This is a genomic window from Rhodococcus sp. AH-ZY2 (assembly GCF_030916465.1).
Taxonomy (GTDB): domain Bacteria; phylum Actinomycetota; class Actinomycetes; order Mycobacteriales; family Mycobacteriaceae; genus Rhodococcus; species Rhodococcus ruber.
This window is the reverse complement of the sequence record NZ_CP126458.1, coordinates 5,549,369-5,566,396: the sequence shown is the minus strand read 5'-3', so window position 1 is coordinate 5,566,396 and position 17,028 is coordinate 5,549,369. Positions and strand designations below refer to the sequence as shown.

Below are 17,028 nucleotides of genomic sequence, written 5' to 3'. Positions count from 1 at the left end.
GCAAGAGTGAACGAGTGGAGGGACGAGACCGGCCGGACGCTGGGCGACTATCCGCACCCGTCGGCGGCGGTGGACGTCGCCGTGCTGACCTACTGCGACGGCGAACTCCGGGTGCTGGCCGTCGAGCACGGCCACGGCCCCCTGGCCCTGCCCGGCACGTTCCTCCGCGAACGCGAACGGCTCGCCGACGCCGCCCGGCGCGTGCTGCGCGACAAGACGAACCTCGCCGGCATCCGATTCCACCAGATCGGCGCGTTCGACACCCCCGACCGGGATCCGCGCGGATGGGTGATCTCGATCGCCCATGCCGCGGCGGTCCCCCACGAGGATCTCCCGCCCCGCGCCCTCCTCGTGGTGGTGCGTGACGGAAAGGCCGACCAGCCGCTGGCTTTCGATCATGCCGAGATGGTGGCGGCGGCCGTGGCGGATCTGCGGGCGCGCTACGCACAGCGTGTCGATCCGGACGGGCTGCTCGGCGACGAGTTCACCGTCCTCGAGCTGCGGCGGCTGTACGAGGTGGTGTTCGGTCTTCCACTGCAGAAGGACTCGTTCCGCCGCCACGTCGTCGACGCTCTCGACAGCACCGGGCGCATGTCGAGTCCGGGTACCGGCCGGCCGGCGGAACTGTTCCGCCGCAAGGACGGCGCCCGGTTGCCGGCTCAGGCGGCGGTGTTGTTCACCGGCTGAGGCGGCCGCGGGGTCACAGGATCGGATAGACGAAGTGCCCGGGCCCGCCGCCCGGCAGACTCGAACCGGTGACGTTCGGCAGGTTGGCCGGCAGCCGGATCAGCTTGTGCGGCTGCCCGTTCTGATCGGCCTGCCAACAGTCGGTGGTCACGCCGTGGAAGCCGACGCAGACGATCCGGGTGCCGGTGCCGAACGGTGACGTGAGCCGATTCCGGTTCACCAGCGGATTCCAGTAGTCCAGGTCCGCAGGAGTCAGGAAGTCCTTGGTCTCGTACGGCATCATCGGTGTCGGATAGGACGGAATCTCGGGCCACTGGTCCTGCGCCGACGCCGGGCCGGATGCGCCGAAGACTGCGGCGGCCGCCAGCAGCAGCGTCGCTCCCGCTCGCCGGGCACGGCGGCCGATACGGTTGCTCGTCATCTCGCCTCCTCGCGGTACTCGTCCCGACCATCGAAGCACGTGGTGCCCGCCGGCAGCGGGCACCACGCGGAGACGGAAGATTCGGAACCGGTCAGCCGAGCCGCTTGTGGTACACGACGACGTCGCACGGAACGGCGAGCAGCGGAACCAGTTCGGGGTACATGACCTCGGGGTCCTCCGTCCGCACCGGCACGTATCCCATTCGCGGATACCACTGCGACAGGAACACCTTCGACGGGTGCTCGAAGTCTTTGGGCTGGATGATCTCGAGCTGCATGATCTCGTTCCCGAGCCGCGCCGCGTGGGATTCGGCGAACCGCACCAGGGCACGGCCGATGCCTGCACCCCGCACCTCCGGGTCGGCAGCGAGCATCCCGAACTCGGCGGTGCGGGCATCGAGTTGCACCACCTTCACGCAGCCCACGATCCGGTCGCCGAGCGAGGCGACGAAGAGCTGACCGGCACCGGCAAGTTCGGCGATCTCGGTCGCCGAGGTCCGGGTGGCCCCCTCCGGCCACATGCCGTCCTCGGCAACGGCATAGACGGAATTGACGAGGTCGGCGACCACCTTGGCGGTGTCGTCACTGCCGTCGGCCGGGCGCACCAGCGGCCCGATACTCAGTTCCCCAGAGTCCGTCAACGTCTTTCACCCAATTTTCTCGACGACCGCGGCCCGCAACCGCGGAGGGACCGGCGGTCCGGCTTGCCGGAACAAGCCTAGCCGACCGCGACGACGCGACCGTTCCGGCTTCCGAGGGGCGGACGCTCAGCCGGGCAGCGCGCCGACGGCCGGCCTCGACGCCCCGAACTTCGAGGCGAGTTCGCGCCGGGCGGCCCGGTCGCCGGCCCGCTCGAGGAACCGCCTGCCGGTGCGTGTGCGGGCCACCACCGTGGAGGCGACGACGTTCTTGACCAGCACCGGAGGAACGGCCCAGGCCGAGGTGACGGGCAGATCCAGCTCCCGCAGGCTCTGCGTGCCGAGGAAGTACCGAAGCATACTCAGCAGGCGCTGCCGCTCGTACCGGCCGCGCACGTCCCCGAACCTGCCGTGGTCGAGGGTCCGCTGGCCCTCCACGAGGGCCCCGGACAACGCGGCACCCGCGGGCGTGACGTCGTCCTGCACCAGCAGCACGTGGTAGTTGAACACGTGCTGCTCGCGTTCGGTGTCGAACAGCCAGTCCTCGTCGATTCCCATGAGCCATCCGACGTACTTCCACAGGTGCATCACCGCCCGCGACTCCTCACGGGTGACGAAGTACCCGAGTGCCCGCATGCCGAGCAACAGCGTGCCGTTGAACAACCCGAGAGTTGCCGCCTGGTCGGTCTGGTTGATCGGCAGACCCCAGCGCTCGACGTCCCATCGGCCGTTGGTCTCGAACTGGTGGTTGATCAGCGCATGCATCGCGCGCACGTGCACGGTGAGCTTGAATCCCTCACCGTTCCTGCGCATCCCGCCCGGCTCGCCGACCGCGGTTCCCCATTTCTGCGTTTCGCCGAGGCGCCGCATTGCGGTCGAGCCGGTCAGGCCCCCGGTCTCGACGAGCAGATCCGGCGGCCCGCCGAACCGATAGCCACCGATGAGCGACAACTGGAGCAGCACGTCGATGCGGCTGCGGCCCATCCTGCGAAAGGCCCGGGCGCCCTTCTCCAGCAGGTCGAAGTCCACCCACTCCGGGACGTCGTCGACCACGGCGAAGAACCGTCGCAGCGCCTCCGGGGCCTCCGGCACCGCGTCGATGCCGTGCTCGAGCGCCCGATGGAACTGCGCCATGCTCACCCGTTCGGCGTCCGTCCGGGGGCGGCGCATCGCGCGCACCAGATCGGCGCCCACCTCGTCCCGGGCGAACATCCGGCGGCCGATCCGATCGAGCAGTTCCTCGTCGACGGCGCCGATCCGCGCGTAGGCGCGCAGCGGGCGTCCGATGCGCTGGTTCCTGGGCCGGATGCCCGCGTACCGGCGCGGGTAACGGGCCGCCTGCGCGTCCTGCCGAATCTCGTGTGCCACCATGAGCCGATGCTGACACGAGCAAATACTCGCGTTCAATTCGCGTCCGGGGGGCGCCGATGAGGCCGGCGGAGCAGAGCCGGCTGCGCCGGGTGCCACGGCAACGCCGCTCCCAGGCGATGGTCGAGCGCATCGTGACCGCCGGCCGGGAGGTCCTGCTCACCCACGGATACGAGGGCGCCTCCACCAACCGGATCGCCGCCGCCGCCGGTATCAGCCCCGGCTCGCTGTACCAGTACTTCCCCGGCAAGGACGCCATCGTGGCCGAAGTCGTCGACCGGTGGACCGAGGAGGTTCAGGCTCGCATTTCGCACGTGTTCACCGATGCGCTCGACGCCCCCACCTGGACCGAATCGGTGCGGACCAACATGCGCGTACTCCTCGAGGCACTCGGCGAGAACCCCCGGCTGCTGCGCGTGCTCGTCGAGCAACTCCCCCGCACGCCGGACAGCCGGCTGGTCGCGTTCGAGCACCGCATCGACGCGCTGCTGGCCATGTGGCTGCGCTTCAATCCCGGCCGGCGCCGGATCGAGCATCCCGACGCTATCGCGTGGATGCTCGTCCGCACCGTCGAGAACGTCGCGGTCGGTTACGTGCTCGATCAGCCACCGATCGAGCCGGAGGTGGTCGCGGACCAGCTGACGGCCATGATCACCGCCTATCTCAAGGAGATTCTGGACTGAGCGCCGCCCGTATCCTTCCCGACGATCTGTCCGCACGCCTCAGCAGTTGCTCCGGCAGCGTCGCAGCTGGCCGGCCAGGTATCGCCGGGCGCGGCGATGCCCACCCGCGCTGGCGAGTTCGAGGTCCAGCGCGTTCAGGAGCGTCGCGAGCAGGCTCGCCTGCGGGGCCCAGCCGCGCCGGTTCCGGCACTCGGCGAGCCACTCGACCGGACCCCGGTGACCGCGGTCGGCGTTGCACCGCCGGCACGCGGCGGCCTCGTTGGCCGCGATGCTGGGACCGCCCTTGACTCGTGGCACGAGATGTTCGGTGGTCGGCGGAATCAACGGTCCGAACCGTCGGCCACACCACAGGCAGCAATCGTCCTGTCGTTCGACGGCGAGCGTGAGTCTGGCGGCGCGGTCCACCTGTCGATCGTGACCGAGTCGCTCCCCGAGCGCCAGTGCCCCCGCGGACCACGATGCAGGGCGAGCGTTGTCGTCCCGTTCGCTCAGGGATCACAGGCGCTTGCAGAAGTGGCGCCGGGACACCCGTGGCGGAGATCACTTTCATCCGGCAGACATTCGCGTTCTCCGCACCGTACCATCTTGCGCGGGTGGGGTTCCGGGGGGATACGACATTCGAGGCGTCCGAACGAGCATTCGGGAACTGGACGGTTTCACGAGCAGTCTCCCCCGTGCATCACGTCGTTGTGCAAGTTCGGTTCCATCAAGGGGGGTCATGCATTCTCGCCACACCGTCGTCACGTCCGGACATGCACTGCTGGACGGGCTGGCCACTTCATGCGTCGAGCGCCCCGATCGGATCGCGGTGACCGATCTGCGCTCGTCGTCGCAGCACGCTTTTTCCGACATCCAGCACGCGGCCGAGTCCGCACGGACACACCTGCACCAGCTGGGTGTACGGCCAGGCGACAACGTGGTGGTGACGCTGCCGCTGAGCGTCGAGCTGATCGCATACTGCTACGGCGTATTCCTGGTAGGAGCAGTCCCCGCGTTCCTCGACCCCAACCAGCCCCCCGACACGCTGGCCGCGTGCCTTGCCGACCTCGATGCGCCGGTGTGGGTCTCCGAACTGCCCTGCCCCGGAGCGGATCTCTACGACGGCATCGTCTGCACCCCGACGAGCACCGGCTTCGACAGCGCTCGTCTCGGTACGGTTCTGCCCGACCCGAGTCGGAGCGAAATGCAGTGGGACATCGCCGATACCGTGCTGCTGCTCTACACCAGCGGAACCACGGGCATCCCCAAGGGAGTGCCGTGGACCTCGCGCGAGCTCGCCTCGCAGATGCGCTACTACCGCAGCGACGAGATCTCCTCCGAGTTCTGCCTGTTTCCACACCTGGCTCTGGTGGCCGTGGCCATGGGCCGACGCGTGGTGTTGCCGGACCTGGCCACCGTCCAACCCGCTCGCCTCGACGTCGCCGCGTTCTACCAGCAGCTGGCCGTCTCCGGCAGCGACTACCTGTTCGCTTCGCCACTGGTGTGGCATCGCCTGATCACCCATATGGATCAGCATCACCTGCCCGCCCCGGCGTTGCGACGGGTGGCCACCGCGGGGTCGGCCATCGGCGCCCGGCTGGTCGAACGCATGCAGGACAGGCTCGCCCCGGCCGAGGTCGTGGTGCCGTATGCGAGCACCGAAGTGTTGATGCCGATCACCCTGATCGGCGCCGACGAGCACGTGTACCGTTCGAAGCTCGGAACCTGGACCGGCATGGGCACCCCGCTCGGGCGGCCGCCCGCGGACATGGACGTCGCTGTCGTCGAATCGCAGTTCGAGGGGCCGCACTTCGACGTAGCGCTCGACGGCCTCCCTGCCGACAGGACCGGCGAGATCGTCGTTTCCGGCGCTCGGGTGAGCACCACCTACTTCCACCGCGACGACGCCGTGCGCACCGCCAAACTGCGCGATACGCGAACCGGTGAGATATGGCACCGCACAGGCGATTTCGGCTACATCGACTCCTCGGGTCTGGTGTGGTACCTGTGCCGCAGAAAGGACGTCGTCGACTCCCCACACGGCCCGATCCATCCCGATGCGCTCGAACAGATGTGGAACATGGTCACCGGGTTCCTGCTCAGCGCAGTGGTGTATCTCGAGGATCTCGACCGCCTGTTCTACGTCTTTCCCCACGACGAGGATCCTCGCGCCGTCGACCTCGGCACCATGGCAATCCTCGCCCAGCGGCTGCACTTGCCACGGCCCACCCCGGTGCACCTGTCCACCGCGCTACCGACCGACCCGCGGCACAACAGCAAGATCGACCGCGGGCGACTGCGCCGCGTCGTCGAGCACCTCGTCGCGACGGAGGGCCTGTGACCACTACTTCGACTCCGTCGCTGCGTTCGACACCGCCGGCCTGAACGGTCCGGTTCGCGGCTGTGCCGTCGGCACCGGTTTCGGCACCTCCGACTGCTCGAGGCCGGCTACCCGCTGTTCCGACGGCAGCGTGGACGTGCTCGACCGATTTCGGCTCGACTGCGCCGAGGCCGGTCTGCCCTACGCCACCGCACCCGGCCCTCACCTCAGCCAGCTCGTCAGGCTGCCGATACCCTGCCGACCCTCGATGGGTCGACAACTCCACACCCCGGACGCCCCGACCGCGCCCGTGGACGAGCGCGCGGTCAGCGGGCGGCGTTCACCGACTCGGGAAAACCATGCGGCCGAGCACAGTGCGCATTTCGGCGAGAAGAGCCGGGTCCACGCCGGCGAAGTGCCGGTCCGACACCTCCTCGCTGAGCCGGCGCGCTTCGTCGCACAGCTTTCGTCCCTCGTCGGTGGCGACGACGAGTTTGTTGCGCCGGTCGCCCGGGTCGGCGGTGCGGGCGACCAGATTCCGGTTCTCGAGTTCGTCGACGATCGCGACGATCTGGCTGGGGTCGAGTCCCATGTCCGCGGCGATGCGGCGCTGCGCCACACCGGAGGGTTCGTCGCACGCGAGGGAGAGCACCGTGTAGGGGCGCACCCGCAGCCCGAGTGGGGCGAGAGCCTCGTTCACCGATCGCACCACCATCGCACTGGCACGCGTCAGCAGAAATCCCAGGTCGTCCTCGAGGACGCGTCGACGTTCCATTCCGAGAGCCTTTCGTCGCGACCCTCAGGATAACAGTTCCTCAATCGTTGACATTCTCAATAGTAGATGTTCCTATGTGATTGGGAGTTCATCAGCTCGAGCAACGGAGGATCTCGTGGACCTCAGCAACAAAGTCGCCGTCGTCACCGGTAGCGGGCAGGGCCTCGGCCTCGCCTACGCCGCCGAGCTGGCACGTCACGGCGCCGCGGTCGTGATCAACGACGTCGACCGGGGCACCGCCGATGCCGCCGTCGCGACGATCACCGCCGCGGGCGGACGCGCCGTCGCCGTCGTCGCCCCCGTCGGTCCCACCGAGACGGCTCGAAAACTCGTCGCCGCCGCGGTCGAGCACTTCGGCCGCCTCGACGTGATGGTGACCAATGCGGGCATCCTGCGTGACAAGGTGCTGTGGAAGATGACCGACGACGACTTCGACGCCGTGATCGACGTGCACTTGCGCGGCACCTTCACGTGCGTGCGCGAGGCCGTACTGCGCTTCCGTGAGCAGGGCGAGGGCGGGCGCATCATCGCCATCGGATCCCCGGCCGGGCAGCGCGGCAACTTCGGGCAGACCAACTACTCCGGCGCCAAGGCCGCGGTGGTCGGGATGGTCCGCACCTGGGCGATGGAACTGCAGCGCGCCGGGATCACCGCCAACGCGGTGTGCCCCGTCGCCGTCACCGCGATGACCGAGACCGTGCCGATCTTCGCGCCCTACATCGAGCAGATGAAGCAGACCGGCGAGCTGCCCGCGGTGATCCGCCGCGAGGTCGGCATGGGCACCCCGCAGGACGTCGCCGGCCTGATCGCCTTCCTCGCCTCCGACGACGCCGCCGACATCACCGGGCAGGCGTTCTCCGTCGGCGGCGACCGCCTGGCGCTGTGGTCGCATCCGCAGCTGACCGCCACCGCCTTCCACGATGGCGGCTTCTCCGCCGACGACGTGGCCGCGCAGTGGCCCATCGTGTTCGCCGACCGCGTCGAGTCCGTCGGCGAGGAATTCCCCGAGGAGGTGCTCGCCAAGTGAGCCGCTACGAATACGGGATCGACTTCGAGGCGATCGAGGCGATCGACATCCACACCCACGTCGAGATCGACGGCTGCGGACACCGCTCCATGGACGACGAACTGATGGCCGCCTCGGAGAAGTACTTCAAGTCCGGCGAGGAACGCACCCCCACCATCGACTCCATCGCCGAGCACTACCGGCAGCGGAACATGGCCGCCGTCGTGTTCACCGTCGATGCCCGGTCCGCCACCGGCCACGCCCCCAACTCGGTCGAGGAGATCGCCGAGCTCGCCACCACCCACAACGACGTGCTCATCCCCTTCGGCTCCGTCGATCCGTTGCAGGGCAAGGCCGCTGTGAAACGGGCGCGCCGCCTGGTCGACGAGTACGGCGTCAAGGGCTTCAAGTTCCACCCCAGCATGCAGGGCTTCGAGCCGAACGACCGGCAGTTCTACCCCCTCTACGAGGCCCTCATCGAGGCCGGCGTGCCCGCCCTGTTCCACACCGGCCAGACCGGCATCGGCGCCGGACTGCCCGGCGGGCACGGCATCAAGCTGCGCTACTCCGACCCCATGCTGCTCGACGACGTCGCCGCCGACTTCCCCGACCTGACCATCGTCATGGCCCATCCCGCGGTACCGTGGGTCGACGCGCAGATCTCCATCGCCACCCACAAGGCCAACGTCTACATCGACCTCTCCGGCTGGTCCCCCAAGTACTTCCCGCCGCAACTGGTCAAGGCCGCGAACACGATGCTGCGCCACAAGGTGCTGTTCGGCTCCGACTTCCCCGTCATCCAAGTGGATCGATGGCGCAACGATTTCGCCACTCTCGACATCAAACCCGACATCGCACCGATGATCTTCAAGCAGAACGCACTGCGCGTTCTCGGCATCAAGCGCTGAGCACAGGAGGCCCCATGACCGTCCCCGCCACCTCCATCACCCACGTCGCCACCTTGGCCGACCTCGAGGCACTCGTCGGGCAACCGCTCGGCGTCAGCTCGTGGATGGCGATCGAGCAGGACCGGATCCAGACCTTCGCCGACGCCACCGACGATCATCAGTGGATCCACCTCGACGTCGAGCGGGCGAAGAAGGAGAGCCCGTTCGGCGGTCCCATCGCCCACGGTTACCTGACGCTCTCCCTGATCATCCCGATGTGGAGCGAGGTCCTGAAGGTCGACAGTGTCACCATGGCCGTCAACTACGGCCTGAACAAGGTCCGCTTCACCAGTCCCGTGCCCGCCGGCGGCAAGGTCCGCCTCGACGCGACGCTGAAGTCGCTCGAGAAGCTGCCGAAGGGCGGCGTCCAGATCACCATCGACGGCCTGATCGAACTCGAGGGCAGCGAGCGGCCCGCCGTCGTCGTCGAGGCGGTCTACCGCATGTTCGAGTAGCGGCCGCCGCCTACAGTCGAGCGAATGTACCCTTCTGTCGATCTACGAAGCTGAAGGGTACATTCGCTCGTTTCGGGACGGCTTACGGTTGCACGAACGCGGGCAACAGTGTCAGCGCGACCCGTTCGTTCCAGTCGGCGTCGATGTCACCGCTCCGGGCCCGTTCCGCGCAGTAGGCGCCGACGATGCAGTCCAGGAACGTTTCGACGTCGAGGTCGGCTCGCACGATTCCCCGCGAGATGTGGTGTCGCACGACCTCTGTCAAGGTACTGCGGTGGCGCACGAGCACCGAGCGGATGAGACCGGTGAACGCGGGATCCGCATCGGTCACCAGCGCAGCGAGGCCGCCGAAGCCGACGCCCCCGTCGACCGAACGCAGGGACTGCTCGGCCAGCCACATCAGTACTTCGTGCGCCGTGGCGTCCGGATCGGGCGGCGAGGGCTGCGCAATCGGCTCCATCACCGCGGTGAGCATCTCGTCCCTGTCGCGGTAGCGACGATAGATGGTGGTGCGGGCCATGCCCGTGTGTGCGGCCACGGCCTCGATCGTCACCGCCTTGGGTCCCTTGCGACGAAGCAGTTCGAGCACGGCGTCGGCGATGCGTTCCTCCGGCGTGGCAGTGCCCTCACCGACCGCAGTGCCCTCACCCGACCGCATGCACCCCTCCGTCCGCCGTCCCGACTTCGACGATCATCCTACAACAGCGCTACACTCTCTGTAGCTACGCAACATGTAGCGATTCGAAGAGAGGTGCGCACATGAAGATCTCGAACTCGTTCGCCGGAGCGATCGCCCTGATCCTGGGCATCGCCACCATGACCGCGTCGGTGTGGTTCGACACCACCGCCGTCGGCTCCGGCGTCACCCTCGGACTGGGGGCCATCGCCGCGATCTACGCCCTGTGGTCGCTGATCGCCCGCGACCCCACCAAGGACCACTGGTCCCTGTCCGTCGTCGGCCTGATCCTGTTCATCTCGCCCTGGATCGGACAGTTCGCCGGCGACGGAGCAGCCTGGACCGCGTGGATCGCGGGTGCGCTCATCATGCTCGTCGGCAGCAGCGCCTACCTCGCCGACGAGTTCGCCGACGTCACGGCGTCGACCCCGGGACGGTCCCCGATCACGGAAACTGTGGTCCTCGACCGGAAGTAGTGGCCAAGCACGCGGAGGTGTCCACTCGACCGGTGACCGCCCCGATCAGCACGGACACATCCTCGGGGATGCTGTTTCCGCGCCACGCCACGTGACCGTCCGGCCGCACGAGTACGAGATCGGCCTCGTAGACGGCGCGCACCGTGGCGTCGTCCACGGCGAGAACCTGAATGGGCATGTTCGCCGCGGCTGCAGCATCGACCAGTTCCGTCGCGGCGTCCTCGCCGACGAAGCTGACGATGGTGAACGTGTCGCGGTAGGCGTCGAGCATGGACCGGCCGTCCGGCAGCCGCACGTGCGGTGCGCGTGCGCCGGGAAGAGTGGTGGGGATGTAGGTCGAACCGTCGTTGTCGGGAACCGCACGGTCGTCCCGGACGATCACCGGCGAGGCGTAGACATACCCCATTTCCACGCCGAAGCTCTCGTGCTCACCGGTGTGGGAAGCGAAGTACTGCTCCAGGGCGTGCCGGTGCTCGTCTGCTTCGGTGGTGTCGGCTTCGACGAGTTCTGGGTCGACGAGCTGCTGGGCTTCGACGTGGACGCCGAGATGGCGGAACGACCAGTCCCGGGCCATGACGGCAACCGGTCGGCGCTCGGTTTCGTAGCTGTCGAGAAGGTCGTTGCCGCCGTATCCCTGGAGGACTGCGGCGAGCTTCCATCCGAGGTTGACGGCGTCGGCGATGCCGGTGTTCAGTCCGTATCCGCCGGTGGGGATGACCTCGTGGGCGGCGTCGCCGGCGACGAACAGCCGACCGAGGCGGTACCGGTCGGCGACGAGTACGTTCGCGTGCCACACACTGCTCTGCAGGACCTCGTCGACGTCGAGGTGCCGGCCGCAGACCGCGTCCAGCAGTTCCTGCTTGTCGATGTCTTCGGTCCGCACACCGTCGGTGATGGCGCTGGTCTGCAGCGTCCACGTGTCGCGTTCGTCCTGGGCGATGATCGCGCCGACTCCGCCGCCGACGAAGAAGGTGTGCCAGAACTGGCCGTGCGCGTGCAGGGTTTCGAGATCCCGGGACTTGAAATGCACCTGGCAGAACGTGATGACGCCGCGCTCGCCCTCCATGGTCAGCCCCATGGCGCGCCGCACGACCGAGGCGGCGCCGTCACATCCGACGACGTAGTCCGCCGCGAGTGTGTGGACGGTGCCGTCGACCGGGGAGGTGATCTCGATCCGGGCACCGCCGTCGTCCTGGGTGACGGCGGTGACGCGCCAGGGCCGGAGCACCTCGATGTTCTCGTCCGCGAGACAGCGGCGCATGAGCAGCTTCTCGACCTCGATCTGGGTGACCCGCTGCCAGGCGTGCGCCGGTGTGGTGCCGTCGTTCCTGGACGCGATCCACTCGGACATCTCGTCGACGGCGGGGTACTTCCAGCGGCCCACCTGCCGGCCTGCCATCGAGGTGCAGAAGACGACATCGTGCGAGTGCTCCGGGGCGACGCCGACCGAACGGATGTCGTCGACGAGACCGAGCCGGTCGAGAAGCTCCATGCTGCGCGCATTCGTCAGGTCCATCTTCGGAAAGCGGGTCGTCTGCGGAGCCTGTTCGACCAGGGTGCTGCGGATCCCGTGCAGGCTGAGTTCGAGCGCGAGAATCATCCCCACCGGGCCCGCGCCGGAAATCACCACCGGTCGCCGCGACGACACATCGATCGCCGCAGCGACGTCCGTCGACGACGGCCCGGGGCGCACCGAATCCTGTTCCGGCTCGCGACTTGTGGGATGGATCATGACGATTCCTTTCGAGGTGTTCCGCCCGTACGCGGCCGTGGAGTACGACCGGGCGTGTGGGATGCGCAGGGTGGGACGAGGTGGCGTCACCGAGTCGGGTGGCTGCCACCGGTAGGTCCGCGGCGGCAGCCGCCTCCCGGTGTCAGCGCGCGGCGACGACCGGGCTGGGATCCATGAAGATCAGGTACTCGGTCACCTTCCCGTCCTCGATGCGGGTGCGGGTGACCGCAGGAAGGGTGAACGTGGTGCCGTCGTTCATCGTGTACGTGACGTCCACGCGCAGGGCGGTGACGTTGCCGGCGCACCACTGTTCGAGGATGACGTGCTGCATTCCGGCGACCGATCCCAGGTAGGACGCCACCCACTGCTGGACCGCCTCGCTTCCTTCGACCGGGTCGTTGTTCCCCATGCGGAAGTGGCAGTCCGTGGAGAAGTAGCCGAAGAATCGGGCGATGTCGGTGTCGGCAGCATGGAGAAGGCTACGGGTGATCTCGAGGGCGGTGGCATCGGGGGAGGTCGTGTCGGAGGTCATGGCGTTCACTTCCGTTGCGGTGGAGGTGCTCGTACGTCGCGCACCTGGAGGGCATGTCGGAGACCGATCCGGGTGTGTCAGAGCAGCGGGTCGGCGACGGGGAGGTCGAGGGTGAAGCGACCCATCGTTTCCGACGCGGTGTCGATGTCGAGGAAGGCATGCACCGCCAGGACGCTGAGGTCACGATGGAAGCGCTGGATCGGTGAGGCGGTGCGGAATCCGTCGCCGCCGATGCCGCGCACGATGTCGTTGAGCGCATTGCGGCACAGGTCGGTCATGTACGCCGCCTTCAGTTTCATTTCGGCCCGATCCTGCGGATCCGACTGCTCGGGTCGCTGTGCGGTGAGGCGTTCGAAGAAGGCCTGCAGGAGAGTCTCGGCGGCGTCCGCCGCGGCAAGGGCACGGCCGAGCCGCATCTGGGCGGCCTGCTTGCCGGCGGCCTTCTCCTGGCTCAATGTTCCCTGCCGCTGACGGGTGCGGTCGATGAATGCGTTCGTCGCTCCCCGCATGGCCCCGACGACGACGGGCGTCACCTCCGCCATCGCGAAGGGCAGGAACGGCAGGTGGTACATCGGGTTGTCGTGGAGCAGCATGCCCGGCGCCGCGCCGGCGAGGGCGAGGTCGAACGGACCGGTCCGGTAGTCGGGGACGAACACGTCCTCGACGGAGACGTCGTTGCTGGCGGTCCCGGCCATGCCGGAGATGTACCAGGTGTCGTGGATCTCGACCTCACTGCGAGGAACGAGGAACCACAGAGGCGCCGGCGGGCGACCCTCCTCGAGGGAAACTCCGGCGAAGGTGAACCATTCGGCGTGAGCGGAGCCGGAGTTCCAGGCGGTCTGACCGGTGATCCGGTAGCCGCCCTCGACCTTCTGCACTCCGCGCAGTGGAGCGGCAGTGCCGGCGGTGAGGGTGTAGGGCTTGTCCGCGAACACCTCTCGCTGTGCCTGCTCGGTGAAGATGTTCACCCGCCATGCCGCGCCGATGTAGAAGGACGTGACCCACCCCGTCGACGGGCACACGGCGCTGATGGCGCGAACGATGTCCGCTGCGACATCGAGACCGAGCTCGAGCCCGCCGTACGCTTTCGGTGTCAGCGTCGCCAGGATCCCCGAGTCGATCAGGTCGGTGATCGTCTCGTCGAGCGGCGCCCGGTTCTCCTCGCTTTTCTGGGCGCGTTCGGCCAAGACCGGCACCAGGTCGTTGACGCGGCTCATCAGTTGATCGGCGGTGATGTCCATGGTTTCCTCGCTTCGGGATGGGTGGTCGAATTGATCGCAGAGAGCTGACCCACTCCGGCACCGCACACCTCGGGTGCGCGAAATCGACTGGATCGGAATGGATTCGGACGAAGGCGGTGGTCAGTGTGAGCGTTCGCGATACTCGTCGGGTGCTACGAGGGTGAGGCCGTAGCTGTCGGCCAGTGCTTCGGCGTCGTGGGGACCTGCGGTGTTCACCGGGTCGCCGATGCCGTCGAGTTCGGCGAAGACCGCACCGGAGTATTCCGGCCGTGCCAGATCGGTCAGCGCAAGCGCGCAGGCGGCGACCGTCCGTCGCTCGCACAGGACACGCGGATCCACCCGGACGGGGACGAGATGCCCGGGCCTGCTGAGGTCGTCGACGCTCGAGCGCGGATCCGCGAGCACCCGGGCGGTGCGAGCCCGATCTGCCCCGGAGATGCCGGTGGTGACTCCGGCCGAAGCGTCGACGGCAACACATTGGCCGTATGCGCATGCCGACGGCGCGCGCGAACTCGGAGTGGCTTCGGGCAGACCGAGCCGGTCGCAGTCCCGCTCGTGGAGGGCCACTTGGACGAATCCCGTGCTGTGTCGAATGACGAAGGCCATCTGCTCGGTGGTCACGGTGCCTGCACACCCGACGAGCACGAGACGAGCACCGTGCCGCAGGATGATCAGTTCGCCTCGTGCCAGGGCGCGCATGCCCTCGGCTGCAGTCGACCACAGGGTCCGCGGGTCAGCGGCGTATGCAACGGAGGCGGTCATGACTTTCCTCTCCTCGAGGGTGTTCGGCGCTGGGGAACAGGGGCAGAAGCGATAGACGCTGCCGCCCGGAACTGTCCGGTTACACCATTTCCAGCGCGCAGTGGGTGCCGAAGGTGCGGCGGTGATAGGTGAGGGGGTCGCTGTCGTGCTGCTCGGCGGCGACGACATTGCCCAGCACGATCATGTGGTCGCCGCCTTCGAGGATCCGTTCGACGGTGCAAGCTACCCATCCGGCCGCACCGGTGATCCGGGGCAGGTCGTGGTCGATGTCCCAGCGAACCCCGTGGAACTTGCCGAGGCCGTTCTTGGTGGCGAATTTCAGGGCGGCGCTGTGTTGGTCACTGGACAGGATGTTCAGGCCGAACCTGCGCGACTCGGTGACGAGTTCGAGGGTTTCGGACCCCCGGTCGAGGGAGACGAGGACCATCGGAGGGTTCATCGACAGCGAGAGGAAGGCGCTGACGGTGGTGCCGACGGGCAGCCCGCCGTTCATGGAGGTTGCGACGGCGACGGGGGTGGCTACGTGCGCCATCACGTTCTTGAAAGTTTCCTGGAGCGAAGTCAACGGACGTGTCCTTCGATCGACCGCGGGACATGCCGCGGGCCTGGAGGATGGGGCGCCGGGACCCGCTTCGACTGCTCTCACCACGGTGGCCGGCTGTGTTCTAGGACACAAGTAGACCGCACGGGTTGCGCCTTGCGCATTGGTGCGCAGCCTAAGGTTGCGCACCAACCTTGGTTTCCAGACCAAACTGCAGACGCAGGATGCCGGTACTGCCGAGCGCTACTCTCGGGCGAGCGGATCTCCGCGAAGCCACTCGTGAATGCGGAGCGCCGCACGCAGGTCGGTGGTCGTCTCCCCCGAATGACCACACAGATTCAACGCCTTGTGCACGCGATAGGTCACCGTGTTCTTCGAGATATGCTCTGCCGCAGCCACCTTGGACAGACTGTGATCCATGTCGAGATAGCGGCGCAGCGTCGACCGAAGCTCCGCCATGCGAGGTTCGCGCTGCGCGAGCGGGCCCAGCAGCCGCGACGCGAACTGGTCTGCCGCGTCCGGATCCGACAGGAGCAACACCTCGAGTGCGACGTGTTCGTGGGCCACGGTGCAGGGACCCCGGCCCGGGTGAAGGCGGATCAGTCGTTCGACCGCCTTGGCTTCGGCATGGCTTCGACGGAAGCCCTCCACCCCGACCCCCGTCTCCCCTACCGTGACGAACACGTCGTCGAACGTGGGGAGGGCACCCCGGTGCGGCGAACTCCCGGGGCGCACGGTTCCCCACGCCCATACCGTCTGGAGCCCGACCGGTAGTACCAACGAGGCCGACGCGGTGCCTCGCTCCCGCAGGACGGTGTCGACGACGGTGCGCAGATCCTGGGTGGAGTGCGGTCCGCCCCACGCGACGAGCGCAATGTGGGGGCCGGCGAGCGGATAGCCGAGAACCTTCTCGGCGTGGACCCGATCGACATCCTCGGCTCCCAGGATCTGGTTCACCAGATCGAATCGGGCCGCAGACACCCCCGCGGCCCAGACGCTTTGCTCTGCGATGAAAGCGGAGGCCGCCCCGGCCGTGAAGTCGTCGTGCACCTCGAAGAGCAACACCGAGATCCGCCGGAGTTCGGCACTGCTCTCCGTGGGCGGAAGCAAGAGAGTCGCCGCGTCGAGAAAGGCCGCGGCCAGGACGGCGTACCCCACGCGAATGGTACGCAGCAGGTCGTCGAGCTCCATACCTCGTCGGGCGAAGTCCCGGGCGATCTCGTCGACCTCGGCACTCGCCAGCGTCGTGTCGGACTCGCCGAGACCGGCCACCATCATCAGTGCGCGCAGTGCGGTGGAGGTGGTGGCTCGACGGATGGCCACCATGACAGCCGCCTCGTCCGCCAGGGCCGGAATCTTCCGGGCAATCCTGGCGGCGATGTCCTGACCGACCTCGACCGCCCAGGTCACCGCCCCGTCCCCGAGAGCCTCCCTGACGCGCTCGGCATCCGGGCTCAGCCACTCGCCCTCGGGCTGGGGTGCACGTGCTCCCGAGAGCTCATATGTCCAATGCGGCACTTCGGCATCCTTCCGATCCGGGCCGAGCACGGTGAGCACACGACTCTATTGGGCTCCAGACCAACTCTGTCCGGATTTCTTGGCTTCCAGCCCGTAGCCGCACAAGGCGACATCGGATGGAATTGTGCAACAGATCACATGACAGAGACCACACCACGAACCCGTCCCGGCAGCGCCGTCGCTTCCCCAGACGGCAGCGTTCCCGTCCTGAGCACGCTGTTGCCCGGAGCGGCCCCCGTGGCGGTCCGCCCGGATTCGCCCGAGGTCTCGCA

General features: G+C 67.8%; 19 protein-coding genes. 7 read left to right on the top strand and 12 right to left on the bottom strand.

Features of this window, described 5'->3' with window-relative positions; all coding sequences use genetic code 11:
• Nucleotides 1-6: 6 nt before the first annotated feature.
• Nucleotides 7-687, top strand: coding sequence for an NUDIX domain-containing protein (locus QNA09_RS26640; RefSeq protein ID WP_040273626.1), 681 nt, complete (start codon nucleotides 7-9; stop codon nucleotides 685-687).
• Nucleotides 688-700: 13 nt separating this feature from the next.
• On the opposite strand, the gene QNA09_RS26635 is transcribed toward QNA09_RS26640, so the two are convergent.
• The 3 genes from QNA09_RS26635 to QNA09_RS26625 all read right to left on the bottom strand — a co-directional run bounded on the left by QNA09_RS26635 (nucleotide 701) and on the right by QNA09_RS26625 (nucleotide 3,116).
• Nucleotides 701-1,108, bottom strand: a complete 408-nt coding sequence (locus QNA09_RS26635; RefSeq protein WP_010594972.1) for a hypothetical protein — start codon at nucleotides 1,106-1,108, stop codon at nucleotides 701-703.
• Nucleotides 1,109-1,199: 91 nt separating this feature from the next.
• Complete coding sequence (locus QNA09_RS26630) at nucleotides 1,200-1,712, bottom strand: GNAT family N-acetyltransferase (RefSeq protein ID WP_040273624.1); 513 nt, start codon at nucleotides 1,710-1,712, stop codon at nucleotides 1,200-1,202.
• Between the two features lie 162 nt (nucleotides 1,713-1,874).
• Nucleotides 1,875-3,116, bottom strand: a complete 1,242-nt coding sequence (locus tag QNA09_RS26625; protein ID WP_040273621.1) for an oxygenase MpaB family protein — start codon at nucleotides 3,114-3,116, stop codon at nucleotides 1,875-1,877.
• A 116-nt stretch (nucleotides 3,117-3,232) separates the two neighbouring features.
• On the opposite strand from QNA09_RS26625, the gene QNA09_RS26620 reads away from it, so the two are divergent.
• A complete protein-coding gene (locus QNA09_RS26620) occupies nucleotides 3,233-3,796 on the top strand; it encodes a TetR/AcrR family transcriptional regulator (RefSeq protein WP_010594969.1) in 564 nt (187 codons plus the stop codon).
• Between the two features lie 39 nt (nucleotides 3,797-3,835).
• Here QNA09_RS26620 and QNA09_RS26615 read toward each other — a convergent pair whose 3' ends face one another.
• Complete coding sequence (locus QNA09_RS26615; protein WP_010594968.1) at nucleotides 3,836-4,201, bottom strand: HNH endonuclease; 366 nt, start codon at nucleotides 4,199-4,201, stop codon at nucleotides 3,836-3,838.
• 313 nt (nucleotides 4,202-4,514) lie between these two features.
• Between QNA09_RS26615 and QNA09_RS26610 the strand changes: the two genes are divergently transcribed.
• The gene (locus tag QNA09_RS26610; RefSeq protein WP_064066511.1) at nucleotides 4,515-6,116 is read left to right on the top strand and encodes an AMP-binding protein; all 1,602 of its coding nucleotides are present in this window, start codon (nucleotides 4,515-4,517) and stop codon (nucleotides 6,114-6,116) included.
• Between the two features lie 319 nt (nucleotides 6,117-6,435).
• Here QNA09_RS26610 and QNA09_RS26605 read toward each other — a convergent pair whose 3' ends face one another.
• Nucleotides 6,436-6,870, bottom strand: a complete 435-nt coding sequence (locus tag QNA09_RS26605) for a MarR family winged helix-turn-helix transcriptional regulator (protein ID WP_017681864.1) — start codon at nucleotides 6,868-6,870, stop codon at nucleotides 6,436-6,438.
• Nucleotides 6,871-6,985: 115 nt separating this feature from the next.
• Between QNA09_RS26605 and couN the strand changes: the two genes are divergently transcribed.
• Genes couN through QNA09_RS26590 form a run of 3 tightly spaced genes read left to right on the top strand, consistent with a single transcriptional unit; the run spans nucleotide 6,986 to nucleotide 9,278 of the window.
• Nucleotides 6,986-7,897, top strand: a complete 912-nt coding sequence (gene couN, locus QNA09_RS26600; RefSeq protein ID WP_010594965.1) for a 4-hydroxyphenyl-beta-hydroxyacyl-CoA dehydrogenase — start codon at nucleotides 6,986-6,988, stop codon at nucleotides 7,895-7,897.
• Nucleotides 7,894-8,784, top strand: coding sequence for a 4-hydroxyphenyl-beta-ketoacyl-CoA hydrolase (gene couO, locus QNA09_RS26595; protein ID WP_010594964.1), 891 nt, complete (start codon nucleotides 7,894-7,896; stop codon nucleotides 8,782-8,784). The genes couN and couO overlap by 4 nt, the downstream gene beginning before the upstream one ends.
• A 14-nt stretch (nucleotides 8,785-8,798) precedes the next feature.
• A complete protein-coding gene (locus QNA09_RS26590) occupies nucleotides 8,799-9,278 on the top strand; it encodes a MaoC family dehydratase (protein ID WP_248957462.1) in 480 nt (159 codons plus the stop codon).
• An 82-nt stretch (nucleotides 9,279-9,360) separates the two neighbouring features.
• On the opposite strand, the gene QNA09_RS26585 is transcribed toward QNA09_RS26590, so the two are convergent.
• Nucleotides 9,361-9,936, bottom strand: a complete 576-nt coding sequence (locus tag QNA09_RS26585) for a TetR/AcrR family transcriptional regulator (protein ID WP_248957461.1) — start codon at nucleotides 9,934-9,936, stop codon at nucleotides 9,361-9,363.
• A 101-nt stretch (nucleotides 9,937-10,037) separates the two neighbouring features.
• On the opposite strand from QNA09_RS26585, the gene QNA09_RS26580 reads away from it, so the two are divergent.
• Entirely contained in the window at nucleotides 10,038-10,430 is a 393-nt protein-coding gene (locus QNA09_RS26580) for an SPW repeat protein (RefSeq protein WP_017681861.1), read from the top strand.
• On the opposite strand, the gene QNA09_RS26575 is transcribed toward QNA09_RS26580, so the two are convergent.
• The 6 genes from QNA09_RS26575 to QNA09_RS26550 all read right to left on the bottom strand — a co-directional run bounded on the left by QNA09_RS26575 (nucleotide 10,399) and on the right by QNA09_RS26550 (nucleotide 16,756).
• Complete coding sequence (locus QNA09_RS26575; protein ID WP_248957459.1) at nucleotides 10,399-12,162, bottom strand: FAD-dependent monooxygenase; 1,764 nt, start codon at nucleotides 12,160-12,162, stop codon at nucleotides 10,399-10,401. The genes QNA09_RS26580 and QNA09_RS26575 overlap by 32 nt on opposite strands.
• A gap of 142 nt (nucleotides 12,163-12,304) precedes the next feature.
• On the bottom strand, nucleotides 12,305-12,694 hold the full coding sequence (locus QNA09_RS26570) for a nuclear transport factor 2 family protein (RefSeq protein ID WP_248957457.1): 390 nt from the start codon (nucleotides 12,692-12,694) through the stop codon (nucleotides 12,305-12,307).
• 77 nt (nucleotides 12,695-12,771) lie between these two features.
• Nucleotides 12,772-13,935 (bottom strand): acyl-CoA dehydrogenase family protein, encoded by a 1,164-nt coding sequence (locus tag QNA09_RS26565; protein ID WP_248957455.1) that lies wholly within the window; start codon nucleotides 13,933-13,935, stop codon nucleotides 12,772-12,774.
• Between the two features lie 120 nt (nucleotides 13,936-14,055).
• The gene (locus QNA09_RS26560; protein ID WP_248957454.1) at nucleotides 14,056-14,697 is read right to left on the bottom strand and encodes a 3,4-dihydroxy-2-butanone-4-phosphate synthase; all 642 of its coding nucleotides are present in this window, start codon (nucleotides 14,695-14,697) and stop codon (nucleotides 14,056-14,058) included.
• Between the two features lie 79 nt (nucleotides 14,698-14,776).
• On the bottom strand, nucleotides 14,777-15,229 hold the full coding sequence (locus QNA09_RS26555; protein WP_017681855.1) for a flavin reductase family protein: 453 nt from the start codon (nucleotides 15,227-15,229) through the stop codon (nucleotides 14,777-14,779).
• A 252-nt stretch (nucleotides 15,230-15,481) separates the two neighbouring features.
• Nucleotides 15,482-16,756: a CdaR family transcriptional regulator gene (locus QNA09_RS26550; protein ID WP_026138031.1), complete on the bottom strand. Its 1,275-nt coding sequence runs from the start codon at nucleotides 16,754-16,756 to the stop codon at nucleotides 15,482-15,484.
• Nucleotides 16,757-17,028 lie beyond the last annotated feature (272 nt).